A 17307-nucleotide genomic window follows, 5' to 3' on the forward strand; every position below is an offset into this window, starting at 1 on the left:
TTGGCCGGGTGGTCGTACAGCTGCGCGGGCGAGCCCACCTGCTCGATGCGGCCCTGCGAGATGACGACGATCTCGTCGGCCACCTCGAGCGCCTCCTCCTGGTCGTGCGTGACGAACAACGTCGTCACGTGCACCTCGTCGTGCAGGCGGCGCAGCCAGTCGCGCAGCTCCTTGCGGACCTTGGCGTCGAGCGCACCGAACGGCTCGTCGAGCAGCAGCACCTCCGGCTGGACGGCGAGCGCGCGGGCCAGGGCCATGCGCTGGCGCTGGCCGCCCGAGAGCTGTGACGGGAGCCGGTCGGCGAACTGCTCGAGGTGCACGAGCTCGAGCAGCTCGGCGACCCGGTCGTGGACCTCGGCCCGGGGGCGCTTGCGGATCTCGAGCCCGAACGCGACGTTGCGCGCCGTGGTCAGGTGCTTGAACGCGGCGTAGTGCTGGAAGACGAAGCCCACCGAGCGGCGCTGCGGCGGCAGGAACGTCGCGTCGCGGCCGCCGATCTCGACCGCGCCGCGGTCCGGGTAGTCGAGGCCCGCGATGATCCGCAGGAGCGTCGACTTGCCGCCCCCGGACGGGCCGAGCAGGGCGGTCAGGCCACCCGGCTTGACCTCGAGGTCGATGTCCTCGAGCGCGACGAAGTCACCGAACGACCGGTGCACGCCGCGCACGACGATCCCGGACTGCGCCTCGGCGCTGCCGCTGTGGCCGGCTGACTGGTTCACGAGCGCTCCTCCTGGGGCCGCAGTGCGGCGATGACGACGATCAGCGCGACGGCGATCGCCATGAGCACGAACGCGGCGGCGAACGCCTGCCGCTGCGCGTCGGGTCCGAACTCCTGGTACGAGTCGTTGACGTACAACGTGAGGGTCTGGGACTCGCCGGCCACCGAGCCGGACACGACGCGCACCGCGCCGAACTCGCCCAACGAGCGCGCCAGGCTCAGCGCGACGCCGTAAGCCAGCGCCCACCTGATCGTCGGGAGGGTGACGCGCCAGAACCGCTGCCACGCGCTCGCCCCGAGCGACTGCGCCGCCTGCTCCTGCTCGATCCCGGCCTCCTCGAGGGTCGGGACCACCTCGCGCAGCACGAGCGGCAGCGAGACGAGCACGGTCGCGAGCACCATGCCCGGCACGGAGAAGATCACGCGGAACCCGGCGTCCTCGAGCGCCCCGCCGAACCAGCCGTAGGTCCCGTAGACGAGGATCAGCGCGACGCCGACGACGATCGGTGAGATCGACACCGGCAGGTCGATGACGGCGGACACGAACCGACGCCCCCAGAACCGGTACCGCACGAGCAGCACGCCCATCCCGACGCCGAACACGGTGTTGAGGAGCGTCGCGATGCCCGCGACCACGGCCGTCAGGCGCAGTGCCGCGAGGAAGTCGTCGGACGTCAGCACCTCCCAGACCGGGCCCAGGCCGTCGGCGAACGTGTGCTGCACGACGGACGCGACGGGCAGCGCGACGAGCGCGAGCACATACCCGATCGCCACCAGGCGCAGCACCCACGCCGTGCGCGTGGTGCGGCGGCGCGCTCGTCGGACGCGGGCGTCCACGGGCGCCGGGGCGACGGTCCGGACGTCAACCACGGCGGGCCGTCCGGCGCTGGACCACGTCGAGCACGACGAGCACGACGACCGCGACGGCGAGCAGCAGCGTCGCGACGGCCGCGGCGGAGACCGTCTCCTGCGACTCGATCATCTTGAGGATGTAGGAGGAGGACACCTGCGTCTTGCCGATCAGGTTGGCGGAGATGAGGATGACCGACCCGAACTCCCCGAGCGCCCGCGCGAAGCTCAGCGCGGCGCCCGAGACGACGGCCGGGGTGACGGTCGGCAGGATCACGCGGCGGAAGATCGTGAAGCCCGACGCGCCCAGCGACGCGGCGGCCTGCTCGACCTCACGGTCCGCGTCGATCAGGACGGGCTGCACGGAGCGCACGACGAACGGCAGCGTGACGAACAGCAGCGCGAGCACCACGCCCGCGCGCGTCCCGACGAGGTTGATCCCGAACGGCCCGCTCGGCCCGTAGAGCGTGATCAGGACGAGGCCCGCGACGATCGTCGGGAGCGCGAACGGGATGTCGATGACGACCTCGAGGATCCGCTTGCCCGGGAAGTCGTCCCGGACCAGCACCCATGCGATGAGCGTCCCGACGACCGCGTTGATCACGGTGACCAGCAGCGCGGCCCCGACCGTGAACCGGATCGCCGAGAGCGCCTCGGGGTCGGTGACCGCGTCCCAGAAGCCCGCGAGCCCGTCCTCGAACGCCGTCGAGACGATCGCCGCGATCGGCAGCAGGACCAGCAGGCTCAGCCACAGCACGCCCACGCCGAGGCCGAGGCTCGCGACACCCGTGAGCTCGCCGGGGCGACGCCCCCGCCCGAAGGCGGAGGGCGTCGCCCGGTCGACCTGTGCGACGAGGGACATCAGCCCCGCAGCTCCGCGACGAGGCCGTTCTCCTTGTCGAACAGCTCGTCGTTGACGACGCTCCACCCGCCGAGGTCCTCGACGGTCCAGATCTTCGCGTCGGGGAACGGGTTCGACGGGTCGTTCGCGCCCTCGACGTCCGCGGTGGGCTGCACGCCCGACGGCGAGCGGAAGCCGTGCTCGATGAAGATCGCCTGGCCCTCGTCGGACTTGATGAACTCGAGGAAGTCCTTGGCCGCCTGCGAGCCGCTCTCGGTGACGGCCGCCGGGTTCTCGATGAGGAACGTCGACTCGGGGACGAGGTAGTCGAGCTCGACGCCCGCCGCGCGCGCCGCGATCGCCTCGTTCTCGTACGAGATGAGCACGTCGCCCGTTCCCTTGACGAACGCGTCCGTCGCGGTGCGGCCCGAGTCGTTCCAGCTCACGACGTTGCCGATGAACTTGCCGAGGAAGTCCTGCGCCGCGGCCTTGTCCTGGTTCTCGCCCAGGCCGTGCGTGTACGCGCCGAGCAGGTTCCACTTCGCGGCGCCCGACGTGCCCGGGTCCGCGGTGACGATGCCGACGCCGGGCTGCACGATGTCGTCCCAGCCCGTGATGTTCTTCGGGTTGCCCTTGCGGACCGCGAGGACGACGACCGAGTCGGACACGATGCCCTTGTTCTCGTCGGCGTTCCAGTCCTGCGCGATCAGGCCCTCCTTGACGATGTTGTCCACGTCGGGCGTGAGCGACAGCGCGACGAGGTCCGCGTCCTGGCCGGCGATCACCGCGCGGCTCTGGGCGCCCGAGGCGCCGAACGAGCCCTTGACCGTGACGCCCTTGCCGGCGTCGGTCTTGGCGAACTCCTCCGCGAGGTGGTCGTAGGCGGACTGGATGACCGCGAAGCCGACGAGGTCGATGGACGTGTCGCCGCCGCCGGCGCCTGCGGTGCCGTCGGCGGACGTCGCCGTGTCGTCGGACGAGCCACACCCCGCCACCGCCAGGAGCGACGCGGCGACGAGCACCGCGGCGAGGCGAGAGTGCGTGCGGGCGCGCTGCCCGCGGATGGGGGACTTCATGGTCGGTGTGCTCCCTGGTCGACGCTCGGGGCTCGGCTTATCCCGAGTTACCCGATCAGAACGCTCGGAATAGTGGTCCCGCGCCGTCGGCCCCGTCTACACCCCGTCCACATTTCGGTCACCGCGTCTCATTCCTCCCGCTGGCAGCCCGGGTACCTCACGTCGAGGGGCTCCGGTCAGGACGTCCGCGCGTTCGCGGGAATACCCCGCGGGGGTATGTTGGTTGTGAGGCACGACGAGGAGGACGCATGCACGGGTACGACAGCTCCAAGGACGACTACCTCAAGCGGCTGAGGCGCATCGAGGGCCAGGTGCGCGGGATCGCGCGCATGGTCGACGAGGACGTCTACTGCATCGACGTGCTCACGCAGATCGCCGCCGTGACCAAGGCGCTGCAGGCGGTGAGCATCGGCCTCGTCGAGGACCACCTCGGGCACTGCGTCGTCGACGCGGCTCGTCGGGACCCCGAGGAGGGCGCCGCGAAGGTCCGCGAGGCGTCCGACGCGATCGCGCGCCTCGTCCGCAGCTGAGCACCCCCACCAACCCACGACCGGCTGCGAGGGCAGCCGCCAGAAGGAGATCGCGATGAGCCAGACCACCACGTTCGGCGTCGACGGCATGACGTGCGGGCACTGCGTCCAGCACGTGACCACCGAGCTCGAGGCCATCCCCGGCGTCACGGGCGTCGAGATCGACCTCGCCGTCGGCGGGTCGTCCCGCGTCACCGTGACGTCCGACGCGCCGCTGTCCGACGAAGCCGTCGCCGCCGCGGTCGACGAGGCCGGGTACGCCGTCACCCCGCGCCGCTCGCTGCTCTGAGCGCGAGCCCGCACCCCACCTGAGCCCGCCCGTGCGGGCACGCCGAACAGATCGAGGAGAACGTCCATGAGCACCGACGAACGACTGGTCGTCGACCTCGCGGTCGAGGGCATGACGTGCGCGTCGTGCGTCGCACGCGTCGAGAAGCGCCTGCAGCGCCTGCCCGGCGTCACCGCGACCGTGAACCTCCCCCTCGAGTCGGCGCACGTGGTGGGGACGGACCCGTCCGTCACGCACGACGACCTGGTGGCCGCCGTCCGCGCCGCGGGTTACGACGCGCGTGTCACGTCGCCGCTGTCGGCGGCCACGCACCGGCACGACGAGCACGCGCACGACTCGCAGGCGGACAGCTCGCACGCGGAGCACGCGGAGCACGCGCACGGCACCGCGGGTCACGACGGGTCCGGTGCCGTCGCCGTCGCGCAGGCCGAGCACACCGGTCAGCACACCGGTGCGCACGCCGGTGAGCACACCGGTGAGCACTCGATGGTCGAGCACGCGCTGTCGGGGCACTCGATGGCGCCCGGGCACGACATGGACCCGGACGAGGACACCTCCGCCCCGACCGACCAGCGCGGCGCGGACCTCCGTCGCCGGCTCACGGTCGCGGCGGTCCTCACCGTCCCCGTCCTGCTGATCTCGATGATCCCCGCGCTGCAGTTCCGGGCGTGGCAGTGGGTGGTCGCGGCGCTCGCGCTGCCCGTCGCGACGTGGGCCGCGTGGCCGTTCCACCGTGCGGCCGCGCGCGCCGCCCGGCACGGCGCCTCGACCATGGACACGCTCGTCAGCATCGGGATCATCGCGGCGACCGGCTGGTCGCTGTGGGCCCTGGTCCTCGGCGGGGCTGGTGAGCTGGGCATGACGATGACGCCCACGCTCTGGCCGCGCGCCACCGACGTACAGATGGCCGTCCCGGAGTTGTACTTCGAGGTCGCGGCGGTCGTGACGACGTTCCTCCTGGCCGGCCGGTACGCCGAGCACCGCTCGCGCCGACGTGCGGGCGACGCGCTGCGCGCGCTCCTCGACCTCGGCGCCAAGGACGTCGCGCTCGTCGTGACCGGCCCGGACGGGCGGCGCACCGAGCAGCGCGTGCCGATCGACCGGCTGCGCGTGGGCGACGAGTTCGCGGTGCGGCCGGGCGAGAAGGTCGCGACCGACGGCGTCGTCGTCTCCGGGTCGTCGGCGCTCGACACCTCGTTGCTCACGGGTGAGCCCGTGCCGGTGGAGGTGGGTCCGGGCGACGAGGTCACGGGTGCGACCGTGAACACGTCCGGCGCGCTCGTCGTGCGGGCGACGCGCGTGGGTGCGGACACGCGCCTCGCGCAGATCGGCCGGCTCGTCGCGCAGGCGCAGACGGGCAAGGCGCCCGTGCAACGGCTCGCGGACCGCATCTCGGCGGTGTTCGTGCCGGTGGTGCTCGTGCTCGCACTCGGCACGCTCGCGGTGTGGCTCCTGACCGGCGGCGGTGCGCAGGCCGCGTTCACGGCGGCGGTCGCGGTGCTGATCATCGCGTGCCCCTGCGCCCTGGGCCTCGCGACCCCGACCGCGCTGCTGGTGGGCACGGGACGCGGTGCTCAGCTCGGCATCCTCATCAAGGGTCCGGAGATCCTCGAGCGCACGCGTCGCGTGGACACGGTCGTGCTCGACAAGACCGGCACGATCACGCAGGGCCGCATGGCGCTGACCGACGTTCTCCTCCCGGGCGCGCCGCCCGCCGATGCCCAGACCGAGCCCCGGACCGACGCACCGGCCGCCGGGGCGCAGGTCGCCGGGGCGCGGGTCGACGACGCACGACGCGAGGCGCTGCGGCTCGCCGCTGCCGTCGAGCGTCAGGCCGAGCACCCGATCGGCGCGGCCGTCGTGGCCGCGTGGGACGAGCTCGCCGCGGCGGCTCCGCAGGTCACGGGCGTCGGGCAGGACGGCGTACAGATCGGATCGGATGAGGTGTACGACTTCTCGGCGGTCGCCGGTCGCGGCGTCGTCGGCGTGGTCCGCACCGCCCACTCCGGGCTCCAGATGGGCCGACGCGTGCTCGTCGGACGCCCCACCTGGCTCGCGGAGCAGGGTGTCGACACGGCGGCGCTGACCGACGGCTTCGCGGCCGCCGAGGCGGACGGCGCCACGGCGGTCATGGTCGCCTGGGACGGACGTGCCCGCGCGACGCTCGTCGTCCGGGACCCGCTCAAGGACACGTCCCGCGACGCGGTCGACGACCTGCGCGCCCTCGGCCTGCGTCCCGTGCTCCTCACGGGCGACAACGAGGGCGCGGCCCAGGCCGTGGCACGCGAGGTCGGCATCACCGAGGTCGTGGCCCAGGTGCTGCCCGAGGACAAGGTCGACGCGGTCCGGCGCCTGCAGGAGCAGGGCCGGCAGGTCGCGATGGTCGGCGACGGCGTCAACGACGCCGCGGCCCTCGCGACAGCCGACCTGGGCCTCGCGATGGGCACCGGCACGGACGTCGCGATCGAGGCCGCCGACGTGACGCTCGTGCGCGGTGACCTGCGCTCCGCGGCGCAGGCGATCCGCCTGTCACGCCGCACGCTGCGCATCATCCAGCAGAACCTGTTCTGGGCGTTCGCCTACAACGTCGCCGCGATCCCGCTGGCCGCGCTCGGCCTGCTCAACCCGATGATCGCCGGCGCCGCGATGGCGTTCTCGTCGGTGCTCGTCGTGACGAACTCCCTGCGCCTGCGCACGTTCCGCTGACCTCACCGGGTGCCGCGTCAGCGGAACCGGCGGCCCTCGTCGGAGCGGTAGGCCAGCACGGCGAGCGTGGCGAACAGCGCGGTCCAGCCCAGGAGCACGGGCAGCGCGAGCGGGTAGGCGTCGACGCCCGCGGTGACCTGGACGACGAGATCGCGCACGGCCCGCGACGGCAGCGCCTTCGAGAACACGTCCAGCCACTGCGGGAACGCCTCGGGCGGCAGGAACAGCCCGCCGGCGAACGCGAGCGGGAACAGCACGGCCTGCACCACGGCGATCGCGGCCTTGGACGACATCCGGTACCCGATCGCGAGCCCGAGCAGCAGGAACGGCACGGCGACGCCGACGACGAGGAGCACCGACTGCCCGACCTGCAGCCAGTCGAGCGCGGCGGCGGTGAGGAGCCAGCCGACGAGCACCACGGGCGCCAGGGCGAAGTAGGACCACAGCAGACCGTTGAGCACGCGGCCCGTCAGCCGCGGGCCGGGCCCGGCGGGCAGGGTCCGCAGGTACGGGTCGAACGGCTGCGCGCGGTCCTCGGCGACGCCCGCGCCGAACGAGAACAGGCACGTGGACATGACCGCGAACGTGCCGAGCTGGGCGACCGCGACGGTGGCCGATCCGGGGTCGTCGGCGACCGCGCGCTGCGGGACGACGAAGAACAGCAGCGCGAGCGCCGGGAACAGCAGGTTGCCGATCACCGCGATGGGGATGCGGACCGTCTCGAGGAAGCCGAGCCGCGCGTGCAGCAGGGCGAGCCGCCAGAACGGCTGCGTCCGCGCTGGCCGGCCGGTGCGCGCGGACGCGCGTGCGGCGGTCGTCGTCGTGGTCATCGTTCCCCCTCGGTCGCGTGCGCGAGCGGACGCGCGTCGTGCAGGTCGTCGGCGCTCCGACCGGCCGCTGCCCGGCCCTCGTCGGGCTGGTCGGCCGTGAGCGTGAGGAACGCCTCCTCGAGCGAGGCGCCGCGCACCTCGAGGTCGCGGAACGGCACGCGCGCGCCGACGAGCGCGCGCACGAGCTCGTCGGCGTCCTCCGCGAGCAGCGTGAGCCGCTGCTCGTCGTCCTGGGTGGGGTAGCGCTCGCTCAGCGAGCGGTTCTCCACCCGCTGCTCGTCGACCACTTCCGCGCCCGCCAATGAGCGCACCGTCGGGAGCGCGCGGTCCGGGACCGTGAGCAGGACGCGGCGGCGCGCGACGAGCGAGAGCACGTCCGCGAGCGCACCGTCGGCGAGCACGCGGCCCTGCCCGACGACGACCACGCGGTGGGCCAACGCCTCGATCTCCTCGAGGTAGTGGCTGGTCAGCACGACCGTCGCGCCGTCCGCGTGGTAGTCGCGCAGCGCCTGCCACAGCACGTGCCGCGCCTCGACGTCGAGCCCGGTCGTCGGCTCGTCGAGCAGCACCAGGCGCGGCCGGCCGACGAGCGCGAGCGCGACCGCCAGCCGCCGCTTCTGACCGCCGGACAGCCCGCCGGTCTGCCGCCGCGCGAGGTCGGCGAGCCCGAACCGGTCGAGCGCCTCGTGGGTCGACATGGGTGCGGGGTAGTGGCCGGCGACGAGCGCGACGACCTCGCCCACGCGCAGCGTCGGCGGCAGCCCGGTCTCCTGCGGCGTGGTGCCGAGCGTGAGTCGCGCGCTCGCGACGCGCGGGTCGCCGCCGAACAGCCGGACCGTCCCGGCGTCGGCCTTGCGCAGGCCGCTGACGAGGCTCAGGAGCGTCGTCTTGCCCGCGCCGTTCGGCCCGAGCAGCCCGACGAGCTCGCCCTCGCCGACCGTCAAGGACACGTCGTCGAGCGCGACGACCGGACCGAACCGACGCGTGACGTGATCGACCTCGACCACGGGTGGCCCGGCGCCCTCGGTCCGGGCGCTCATCGCGCGCTCCCCAGCAGGTCGAGCAGGCGGCGGGAGTAGCGGTCGAACGCGAGGCGTCCGGTGGGGGTCAGGGCCACGTAGGTCGCGGGCGACCGGCCCTCGTACGTCTTGGTGATCATCACGTAGTCCGCCTCCTCGAGGCGTCGCAGATGGGTGGAGAGGTTGCCTGCCGTCATGTCGAGCAGGCGGCGCAGGCGGGGGAAGGCGATCCGGTCGCCCTCGCCCAGCGCGGCCAGGGTCGCGACCACACGGAGGCGGGCCTGCGCGTGGATCACGGGGTCGAGCTCGTCGTCAGGCACGGCGCGGACCACACACCTTCACGACGACCGCGGCGGCGAGCATCCCGCCGCCGCCCGCGAACGCGAGCACGGCGTAGGACCCGGGGATCCCGGCGAACGAGCCGAACGCCCCGGTGAGCAGCACCCACGCGCCGAGCCCGTACATCGGGTACGACTCCCACAGCACGCCGCCCGCGAGGTAGAGCAGGCCGACGACCATGGTCGCCATCGCGTTGGCGGCGAGGCTGATGACGACGGGGGTCGCGCCCGCGTTCGCGAGCGCCGAGACGATCACGCCCTGCGCGAGGAAGCCGACGAACCACGCCCAGCCGTACATCGCGCCCTGCAGCGCGCTGCGCCCGCGGATGCCGTGGGTGCGCACGACCATGTGCCACGCGGTGGTGACCATCGCGACGATGGTCGCGACGGCCGCGACGACCGCCGCCCAGACCGCGGGCGTGTCGTCGTCGAGCGACGTGAGCCACAACAGGCCGTAGCCGAGGAGCCACACCGTGCCCCACAGGCCGAACAGCAGCGTGGCTGACGGGTAGGTGCGCGCGGCGACCGCGCGCTGGCCCGCGATGATCGCGAGCGCGTCGTGCGGCGCGAGCGCCGTCCCTGGTTCGTCGTCGTCCATCTCGTCCCCCTCGCCGAGCGGTGCGACGCCGGGTCCCCCGGCGTCTGGTTTGTGCGGCAAACCAGTTTGCGCACCTTTCGCCCGGTTCCACAAGCCCCTGTGCGCGACCCGTTCGACGAACACCCGCACGGGCACGGCGGCTACGGTGCCGACATGAGCGACGTGCACGACGCCCCCGCGCAGGCCACGGGAACGCCGCCCGTCTCGGAACGCGCGCTGCGGCGCCGCCTCACGGTCGAGATCTGGATCGTGCTCGGCCTGTCGCTGGGCCGGTCCGGCGTCTACGCGCTCGTCAACATCCTCGACCGCATGACCGCCGGCCCTCCGCTCGCCGACCAGAGCACCACGATCAACCCGCCCCTGAACGCCCGGCCCTGGCTCGACGTCATCTACCAGGTCCTGTCCATCGGGTTCGCGCTGATCCCCGTGGCGCTCGCGCTCTACCTGCTGTCCGCGAACGGCCGCTCGGCCACGCGCCGGATCGGCCTGACGTTCGCCCGGCCGTGGCGCGACCTCGGGGTCGGCGTCGGGCTCGCCGCGCTCATCGGCGTCCCGGGGCTCGGGCTCTACGCGATCGGCCGGGCCGTCGGCATCACCGTCCAGGTCCAGCCGACGACGATCGACGACCACTGGTGGACCATCCCGCTGCTCGTCGCGCTCGCGCTCAAGAACGCGCTGCTCGAGGAGGTCGTCGCGGTCGGGTACCTCATGGAGCGGCTGCGCGACCTGCGCTGGAGCCCGCCGGTGATCGTCGTGACGAGCGCGCTGCTGCGCGGCTCGTACCACCTGTACCAGGGGTGGGGGCCGTTCTTCGGCAACGTCGTGATGGGCCTGGTCTTCGCCGAGTACTACCGCCGGAGGCGACGCGTCATGCCGCTCGTCGTCGCGCACACCGTGATGGACCTCGTGGTGTTCGTCGGCTACGCGCTCATCCCCGACGACTGGATCTCGACGCTCGGCCTCGACTGACGTCGAGCACCGAGCCCGCGCGGACCGGCTAGCGCGGCAGGGTCAGGATCTGCGCGCCGTCGTCGGTGATCGCGATGGTGTGCTCGCTGTGCGCGGTGCGGCAGCCGGTCGCGCTGCGCAGCGTCCAGCCGTCCGCGTCGGTCACGAGCTCGTCGGTGTCGACCATGACCCAGGGCTCGAGCGCGAGCAGGAGCCCCGGCCGCAGCGCGAACCCGCGGCCCGGCCGGCCGGTGTTCGACACGTGCGGGTCCTGGTGCATGGTCGAGCCGATGCCGTGCCCGCCGAACTCGGTGTTGATCGGGTACCCCGCCGCGCTCAGCACCCGCCCGATCGCGTGCGACAGGTCGCCGATCCGCGCCGTCGGGCCGGCCGCGGCGATCCCCGCGGCGAGCGCGCGCTGCGTCGCGTCGATCAGCGCGACGGACTCCGCGGGCCGCGAGCGGCCCACGACGAAGCTCACCGCCGAGTCCGCGGCGATGCCGCGCAGCAGCACCGCGATGTCGAGCGTGAGCAGGTCGCCGTCGGCGAGCACGTAGTCGTGCGGCAGGCCGTGCAGCACCGCGTCGTTGACGGACGTGCAGATGTAGTGGCCGAACGGGCCGCGCCCGAACGACGGCGCGTAGTCGACGTAGCAGGACCGCGCGCCCGCCTTCTCGATCATCGCCTTGGCCCAGCGGTCGATCTCGAGCAGGTTCGTGCCCGGGACGGCGCGGTCGCGCAGCGTGTGCAGGATCTCGGCGACCAGCGCGCCGGTGTCCCGGGCGCGCAGCAGCTCGGCGGGGCTCAGGATCTCGATCATGCGGGTGCCGTTCCAGGTGCGTCGGTGCCGTGCCAGGTGCGGGCGTGCCCGCTCGTCGGCCCCAGAACAGTACCGGCCGGCTACGCGCTGAGCTCGCGCCCGAGGGACCGTGCGGCGAACCCGCTGATCAGCAGCAGCACACCGCCGACCAGCGCGAACACGCCGAACAGCACCATGACCACCGAGAGCGAGGTCTGCGGGTTGAACGCCAGCAGCAGCCCGATCACGAGGTTGACCAGGCCGATCGCGAGCGCGCCGTACCAGGAGTAGTCGCCGCGCTTGTGCAGGAGCACCGCGGCGACGATCCCCACGACCGCGACCGCGAGCACCCACGCCGTCACGGCGTAGAACAGCACCAGCACCGTGGGCTTGGGCCACGTCACGACGACGACGCCGAGACCGATCACGACCAGGCCGCCGAGCAGCTGCCACCACATCGCGCCCTTGCGGTGCTCGATCAGCGCCTGCAGGACGATCAGCGCGCCGTCGACGAGCGCGAAGATGCCGATCACCCACGTGATCGCCGTGAGGGTCTCCAGCGGGTGCAGCAGCATGAGCAGGCCGAGGCCCAGGAACACGAGCCCGCGCAGCACGGGCAACCACCAGACGGCTCGCAGCTCCCGGCCGACCTGCTTCTCGAGGGTGTCGCTCACGATCGCCTCCCGTCCGCGCCGCACGGCCGCGGCCGCCTGGTGGCCACGCTAGCCCTGCTGAGCGTGACGAACCCGGCGAAACGGTCCGACACGCGCCGCGCGCGTCGCGGACCGGTCCGGCGCAGCCCGGTGACCGCGTCCGAGCAGGTCGGCGGACCGCGCGCGGACGACCGTCGCGCGACGGGCCCGCCGCCTAGACTCGCCCGTATGTCTGCACGGAGGTCGGCGGGGTCGGCGTCGCCGCGGCCTCCCGGTCCGGCGGACGACCTGGTCACCCCACGCCCGATCGAACCCGCACGCACGACGCGCACGCGCGGTCCGGCGACGGTCGGCACCGACGTCGAGCCGGGTGAGGACGGGCAGGCGGCCGACGGCGAGGCCCGGCTCGACCTGCCGGACCCCGACGAGGAGCGCGCCGAGCGCGCCCGTGCGGAGGCCGAGGCCGCGGTCATCGTCGTCGACGACCAGCCCACCGTCCGGGTGCACCACCCGAGCGACCTCATCGCCACGATCCTGTCGGCGCTCGGCGTCGCGGTCGTCATGATCCTCGCGACGTACGCGCAGCACACCACCACGGGCGTCGCCGAGGACGTGCAGGGCTTCGCGACGCTGCTGCGCAAGATCCTGTTCGTGCCCGTGCAGGTGCTCGAGGGCGTCGTCACGCTCGCCGTGCCGCTCGCGGTCGGCATCGAGCTCACGCTGCGGCGGCTCGGCCGCCAGCTGATCGAGGCGATCGTCGCGGCGGTCCTGGCGATCATGGTCGGCGCGGCCGTGATCCTCGTCGTCGAGCAGTTCGGCTCCGACGAGCTCGTGCGCGGCCTGTCCGTGCTGCTCGGCGGCACGTGGCAGCTGACCATCCCCGTGTACGTCTCGATGCTCGCGAGCCTGCTCACCGTGAGCGGGCCGCGGCAGCGCCGCCGCACGGTCGCGTGGTCGTGGAGCGCGCTGTGGTTCGCGATCGCGGTGCTGCTCGTGACGGCGCAGGTCTCGCTCGCGGGGCTCGCGGTCGCCCTGCTGATCGGCCGCGTGTGCGGGCTCGCGGTGCGCTACGTGTCAGGCGTGCGCTCCGAGCGCGCGTACGGGGCGAGCCTCGTCGCGGGCGTGCGCCGGGCCGGGTTCGAGCCCGTGCGGCTGCGCCGGATCGCGGCCGACGAGCCGGACGGCGACGTTGGCGACGACGACGACCCGACCGCCGACGCGCCGCACGACGTGCTCCGCTCGACCGCGCACCGGCCCGCGCCCGACGACGCCGCGGCCCGGGCGCTCGTCCGCTCGACCGGCTACCGCACGTACGAGCTCACCACCGAGGACGACGAGCGCCGCGACCTCGTCGTCATCGACGGCGACCGCCAGGTCGCGAGCATGGTCTCGCGCGTGTGGCGCTCGGTGCGGCTGCGCGGCATCGAGGGCCGCTCGGTCCAGTCGCTGCGCCAGACCGCCGAGCGCACCGCGCTGCTGAGCTACGCCGCGCGCGCCGCGGGTGTGCGCACGCCCGAGCTGCTGCGCGTCGCCGAGGCGCAGGACTCGATGCTCCTGGTGCAGGCGCACCCCGGCAACGCGCGCCCCCTGACCGAGCTGCACGACGACGAGATCACCGACGAGATGCTGCGCGCGATCTGGGAGCAGCTGCGCACCGCGCACGAGGCCGGGATCGCGCACCGGGCGCTCACGTCCGACACCGTGCTCGTCGACCAGCTCGTCGGGACGCCGATGATCTGGATCGTCGGTTGGGAGAACGGGTACGTCGCGTCGTCCGAGCTCGCGCGACGCATGGACCTCACGCAGATGCTCGCGCTGCTCGCGCTGCGCGTGGGCGTCGAGCGCGCGCTGCAGTCCGCTGCGGACTCGCTCGACGACGACGACGTCGCCGCGATCGGCCCGCTCCTGCAGGGCATCACGCTGCCCGAGCGCACCCGGACCGAGGTGCGCCGGCACAAGGCCGTGCTCAGCGACCTGCGCGCCGCGATCGTCGCGCGCATCCCCGAGGCCGACGTCGAGCCGCAGCAGCTCGTGCGGTTCGGGGCGCGGTCGGTCGTCACGATCGTGCTGCCGATCGTCGTGGTCCTGCTGCTCGTCACGCGCATCAACCTCGACGAGATCACCACCGCGCTCACCGACAGTGACTGGCGCTGGACGATCGTGGCGTTCCTGCTCGGCCTGCTCACGATCGTCGGTGCGGCCCTCGCGCTCATCGCGTTCTCCCCGGTGCGGCTGCCCCTGTGGCGCACGCTCGAGGTGCAGGCCGCGTCGAACTTCGTCGCGATGGCCGCGCCTGCGGGCATCGGCCCGGCGGCCCTCAACCTGCGCATGCTGACCAAGCGCGGCGTGCCCACGTCGCTCGCCGCCGCGACCGTCGCCATGGTCCAGGTGAGCCAGCTCGTCGTGACGATCGCGCTGCTCGCGGTCCTGTCCGTCGGGTCCGGGGGCCAGGAGTCCGCACTGCCCGTCTCGCCCGAGGTGCTGCTGATCATCGCGCTCGTCGCGACGCTCGTCGGCGCGTCCCTGCTGGTGCCGAAGGTGCGTCAGTGGGTCCTGGCCAAGATCCGGCCGACCCTGCGGCAGATCTGGCCGCGGCTGGTGGACATCCTCGGCCGGCCGTGGCGGCTGGCCGTCGCGGTCGCCGGCAACCTCGTCATGACCCTCGGCTTCGTGCTCGCGTTCGACGCGTGCCTGCAGGCCTTCGGGCAGGAGGCGAGCCTCATCCAGGTCGCGATCGTCTACCTCGCGGGGAACACCGCGGGCGCGCTCGTCCCGACGCCGGGCGGCATGGGTGCGATCGAGATCGCGCTCGGCGCGGCGCTCACCGCCGTGACGGGCATCAACCCCGGTGTCGCGACGTCGATCGCGGTGCTGTTCCGCGTGGTCACCTACTGGGTGCGCATCCCCATCGGCTGGGTCGCGATGCGGCACCTGCAGAAGGTCGGCGAGCTCTAGCCCCGCGGTCTTGGGGGCGAGCCCTGCGTCCCGGGCCGCGCGCGACGAGGCCCGCCACGCGGTTGAGCGGCGTGGCGGGCCTCGGGTGTCGTGCGGGACGCTCGTGCGGACGCGTCCGGCTCGGCGTGGGTCAGGCTGCGAGCGCCTTGGCCTTCAGCAGCGCGAACTCGTCCTCGTTGATCGCGCCGGAGTCGAGCAGGGCCTTCGCATCGGCGATGTGCTCGGCCGCGGACTTCGTCCCCGCGACCTCGCGGATGTAGCTGTCCGTCTCGGACCGGGCCCGACGGACGGCCGCCTCCTGACGCTCGGCCATCGACTTGCCGCGCGAGACGACGTACACGAGCGCGGTCAGGAACGGGAAGACGATGAGGAAGACGATCCAGACGGCCTTCCACCACCCGCTCAGCGTGGAGTCACGGAAGAGGTCGCTCAGGATCTGGAACAGGATGACGAGATAGGCGAAGAAGAGGAACCACCACAACAGGATCCAGACCCACTGCCAGAAGTTCATGTCGTGCCCTTCGACGTCGAAAGCGGCGGGATCGGCCGTGCTGCCGACATTAGCGACGAACGGGACACCTCGACACCCTTCCAGGGCGTCCGGCCGCCCGGCACGACGCGCGGGCGCTCGGGCACGACGCGCGGGCGCGCTCCGGCGGGGCGACGACGAGCGACGCACGCGCGTCGGCCGGGACGGCGACGGCCGGCCCGGGAAGCCCGGACCGGCCGTTCGTGGTGCGTCGTCGCTCGTCGCGGCTGTCAGGCCGCGGCGCGCTCCCGCTGCGTCGGCAGTGCCGTGAGGGCACCCGCTGCGGCCGCCATCGCGCTCCACGCCTGGGCGCGGGTGCGGAAGGAGGCGGGGGTGGTGGGCGACTGCGACGGTTCGGCGGGGAGGCCGGTCTGGTCCATGATCGCTTCCTGTCTGTTCGGTAGCCCGGCTGACCGTCGAGGGTCCCGTGGCTTTGCGTCCCCTCCTCGCGGAGGGTTTGCCGTTATCGCTGACAGGTAGGAAGGTAGTTCAGATCACTTACCCGGCCAAGGGCACGAAGCGGCCAAATACGGACAGCGAGCAAAATCACCCGTTCGGACCAGTGAAAACCTGGGCGTTCTGTCCCTTTGGTCCCGGGTCCTGGTGGTCCCACGAAGCGGTGAACCGGATCAGCGGGCGTCCAACCAGGTGCTCTCCGGAGGGACGAGAGCCTCGAGCTCGGCCCACAACCCGTCCGGCACGGCGCGCGCAGCCGCCTCGACGGTGGCCGTGACCCGGCCCGGACGGCTCATCCCGACGACCGTCGAGGCGATCCGCTCGTCGCGCAGCGAGAACTGCAGCGCCGCGGTCGCGATGTCGGTGCCGTGCGCGGCGCAGGCCTCGCGCATCCGGGCCGCCGCCTCCAGCACCTCGGGCGGCGCGGGGCGGTAGCCGTAGGTGGTCGGGCCGCCCGACTGCGCCGCGAGGATCCCGCCGCCGTACACGGCCGCGTTGAGCACGCCCATGCCGCGGCGGTGCGCCTCGGCGATCAGCGGGCCTGCGCTGCGGTCGAGCAGCGTCCACCGGTTGTGCACCAGCAGCACGTCGAACACCCCGAGCTCGAGGTACCGCGCGATCTCGTGCACGCGCCCGCCGGCCAGCCCGATCCGGCCGACGACGCCGCGCTCGCGCAGCTCGACGAGCGCGTCGACGGCGCCACCGGGTGCGGTCATCGTCGCGAAGTCGTGGAACTCCGGGTCGTGCAGGTGCACGAGCGGGAGCTCGTCGAGCCCGAGCCGCTGCCGGCTCTCCGCGACCGACTCACGCACCCGCTGCCCCGAGTAGTCGTCACCGCGCGGGTCCACCTTGGTCGCCACGACCACACCCGCCGGCAGCCCTTCGGCCAACCCGATCGCCGCGCCGATGCGCCGCTCGCTCTCGCCGTCGGAGTAGCCGTTGGAGGTGTCGATGAACCGGATCGGTGAGTCGAACGCCGCGAGGACCGTCGCGACGCCCTCCTCGGCGGTCACGTCACGCCCGAACAGGTCCGGCATGCTGCCGAGCGGACCGCCGCCGAGCGCGACGGCGGAGACCGTCAGGTCCGTGCCGGGCAGCGGGCGCAGCCACTGCGGTCCGCCGGGTGCGTAGCGGGGCTGGGTCATGCGGGGGTCCTCCTGAGGCATGGACGAC

General features: G+C 73.1%; 17 protein-coding genes, 1 pseudogene and 1 riboswitch. Of the genes and pseudogenes, 5 read left to right on the top strand and 13 right to left on the bottom strand.

Annotated elements, in window-relative coordinates; genetic code table 11:
• Positions 1-20 precede the first annotated feature (20 nt).
• The 4 genes and pseudogenes from CPE01_RS06650 to CPE01_RS06665 all read right to left on the bottom strand — a co-directional run.
• Positions 21-719, bottom strand: a pseudogene (locus tag CPE01_RS06650) (sulfate/molybdate ABC transporter ATP-binding protein); the annotation flags it as partial.
• On the bottom strand, positions 716-1588 hold the full coding sequence (locus CPE01_RS06655) for a sulfate ABC transporter permease (RefSeq protein ID WP_246783783.1): 873 nt from the start codon (positions 1586-1588) through the stop codon (positions 716-718). The pseudogene CPE01_RS06650 and the gene CPE01_RS06655, both read right to left, overlap by 4 nt.
• Positions 1581-2429, bottom strand: a complete 849-nt coding sequence (gene cysT / locus CPE01_RS06660) for a sulfate ABC transporter permease subunit CysT (RefSeq protein WP_146805867.1) — start codon at positions 2427-2429, stop codon at positions 1581-1583. The genes CPE01_RS06655 and cysT overlap by 8 nt, the downstream gene beginning before the upstream one ends.
• The gene (locus CPE01_RS06665; protein WP_146805868.1) at positions 2429-3484 is read right to left on the bottom strand and encodes a sulfate ABC transporter substrate-binding protein; all 1056 of its coding nucleotides are present in this window, start codon (positions 3482-3484) and stop codon (positions 2429-2431) included. Before CPE01_RS06665 ends, cysT begins: the two co-directional genes overlap by 1 nt.
• Positions 3485-3732: 248 nt before the next feature.
• Here CPE01_RS06665 and CPE01_RS06670 point away from each other — a divergent pair, with 248 nt between their 5' ends.
• The 3 genes from CPE01_RS06670 to CPE01_RS06680 all read left to right on the top strand — a co-directional run bounded on the left by CPE01_RS06670 (position 3733) and on the right by CPE01_RS06680 (position 7009).
• Complete coding sequence (locus CPE01_RS06670; protein ID WP_048342447.1) at positions 3733-4014, top strand: metal-sensitive transcriptional regulator; 282 nt, start codon at positions 3733-3735, stop codon at positions 4012-4014.
• Positions 4015-4069: 55 nt separating this feature from the next.
• Complete coding sequence (locus CPE01_RS06675) at positions 4070-4303, top strand: heavy-metal-associated domain-containing protein (RefSeq protein ID WP_146805869.1); 234 nt, start codon at positions 4070-4072, stop codon at positions 4301-4303.
• Positions 4304-4369: 66 nt separating this feature from the next.
• Positions 4370-7009, top strand: coding sequence for a heavy metal translocating P-type ATPase (locus CPE01_RS06680; protein ID WP_146805870.1), 2640 nt, complete (start codon positions 4370-4372; stop codon positions 7007-7009).
• A 17-nt stretch (positions 7010-7026) separates the two neighbouring features.
• On the opposite strand, the gene CPE01_RS06685 is transcribed toward CPE01_RS06680, so the two are convergent.
• From CPE01_RS06685 to CPE01_RS06700, 4 genes are read right to left on the bottom strand one after another with little or no spacing between them, the layout of a single operon-like run.
• Positions 7027-7839, bottom strand: a complete 813-nt coding sequence (locus CPE01_RS06685; RefSeq protein WP_146805871.1) for an ABC transporter permease — start codon at positions 7837-7839, stop codon at positions 7027-7029.
• Complete coding sequence (locus CPE01_RS06690; protein WP_146805872.1) at positions 7836-8879, bottom strand: ABC transporter ATP-binding protein; 1044 nt, start codon at positions 8877-8879, stop codon at positions 7836-7838. The genes CPE01_RS06685 and CPE01_RS06690 overlap by 4 nt, the downstream gene beginning before the upstream one ends.
• Positions 8876-9178: a transcriptional regulator gene (locus CPE01_RS06695; protein WP_146805873.1), complete on the bottom strand. Its 303-nt coding sequence runs from the start codon at positions 9176-9178 to the stop codon at positions 8876-8878. Before CPE01_RS06695 ends, CPE01_RS06690 begins: the two co-directional genes overlap by 4 nt.
• Positions 9171-9794 (bottom strand): hypothetical protein, encoded by a 624-nt coding sequence (locus tag CPE01_RS06700; RefSeq protein WP_146805874.1) that lies wholly within the window; start codon positions 9792-9794, stop codon positions 9171-9173. Before CPE01_RS06700 ends, CPE01_RS06695 begins: the two co-directional genes overlap by 8 nt.
• Before the next feature lie 153 nt (positions 9795-9947).
• Between CPE01_RS06700 and CPE01_RS06705 the strand changes: the two genes are divergently transcribed.
• Entirely contained in the window at positions 9948-10763 is an 816-nt protein-coding gene (locus CPE01_RS06705) for a CPBP family intramembrane glutamic endopeptidase (protein ID WP_146805875.1), read from the top strand.
• Between the two features lie 28 nt (positions 10764-10791).
• On the opposite strand, the gene map is transcribed toward CPE01_RS06705, so the two are convergent.
• Together map and CPE01_RS06715 are read right to left on the bottom strand one after the other, a co-directional pair.
• Positions 10792-11562 (bottom strand): type I methionyl aminopeptidase, encoded by a 771-nt coding sequence (gene map / locus CPE01_RS06710; protein WP_146805876.1) that lies wholly within the window; start codon positions 11560-11562, stop codon positions 10792-10794.
• 80 nt (positions 11563-11642) lie between these two features.
• Positions 11643-12215 carry an HdeD family acid-resistance protein gene (locus CPE01_RS06715; protein WP_146805877.1) on the bottom strand — a complete coding sequence of 191 codons (573 nt, stop codon included), beginning with the start codon at positions 12213-12215 and terminating at the stop codon, positions 11643-11645.
• 207 nt (positions 12216-12422) lie between these two features.
• Between CPE01_RS06715 and CPE01_RS06720 the strand changes: the two genes are divergently transcribed.
• Complete coding sequence (locus CPE01_RS06720; protein WP_146805878.1) at positions 12423-15149, top strand: lysylphosphatidylglycerol synthase transmembrane domain-containing protein; 2727 nt, start codon at positions 12423-12425, stop codon at positions 15147-15149.
• A 130-nt stretch (positions 15150-15279) separates the two neighbouring features.
• On the opposite strand, the gene CPE01_RS06725 is transcribed toward CPE01_RS06720, so the two are convergent.
• The 3 genes from CPE01_RS06725 to CPE01_RS06730 all read right to left on the bottom strand — a co-directional run bounded on the left by CPE01_RS06725 (position 15280) and on the right by CPE01_RS06730 (position 17279).
• The gene (locus CPE01_RS06725) at positions 15280-15660 is read right to left on the bottom strand and encodes a hypothetical protein (RefSeq protein WP_146805879.1); all 381 of its coding nucleotides are present in this window, start codon (positions 15658-15660) and stop codon (positions 15280-15282) included.
• A 248-nt stretch (positions 15661-15908) separates the two neighbouring features.
• Complete coding sequence (locus CPE01_RS16390; protein WP_186811437.1) at positions 15909-16058, bottom strand: hypothetical protein; 150 nt, start codon at positions 16056-16058, stop codon at positions 15909-15911.
• Between the two features lie 16 nt (positions 16059-16074).
• Positions 16075-16150, bottom strand: a riboswitch (cyclic di-GMP riboswitch).
• A gap of 157 nt (positions 16151-16307) precedes the next feature.
• Positions 16308-17279, bottom strand: a complete 972-nt coding sequence (locus CPE01_RS06730; protein ID WP_146805880.1) for an aldo/keto reductase — start codon at positions 17277-17279, stop codon at positions 16308-16310.
• Positions 17280-17307: the final 28 nt, after the last annotated feature.

This window comes from Cellulomonas persica (assembly GCF_007989825.1).
GTDB lineage: Bacteria > Actinomycetota > Actinomycetes > Actinomycetales > Cellulomonadaceae > Cellulomonas > Cellulomonas persica.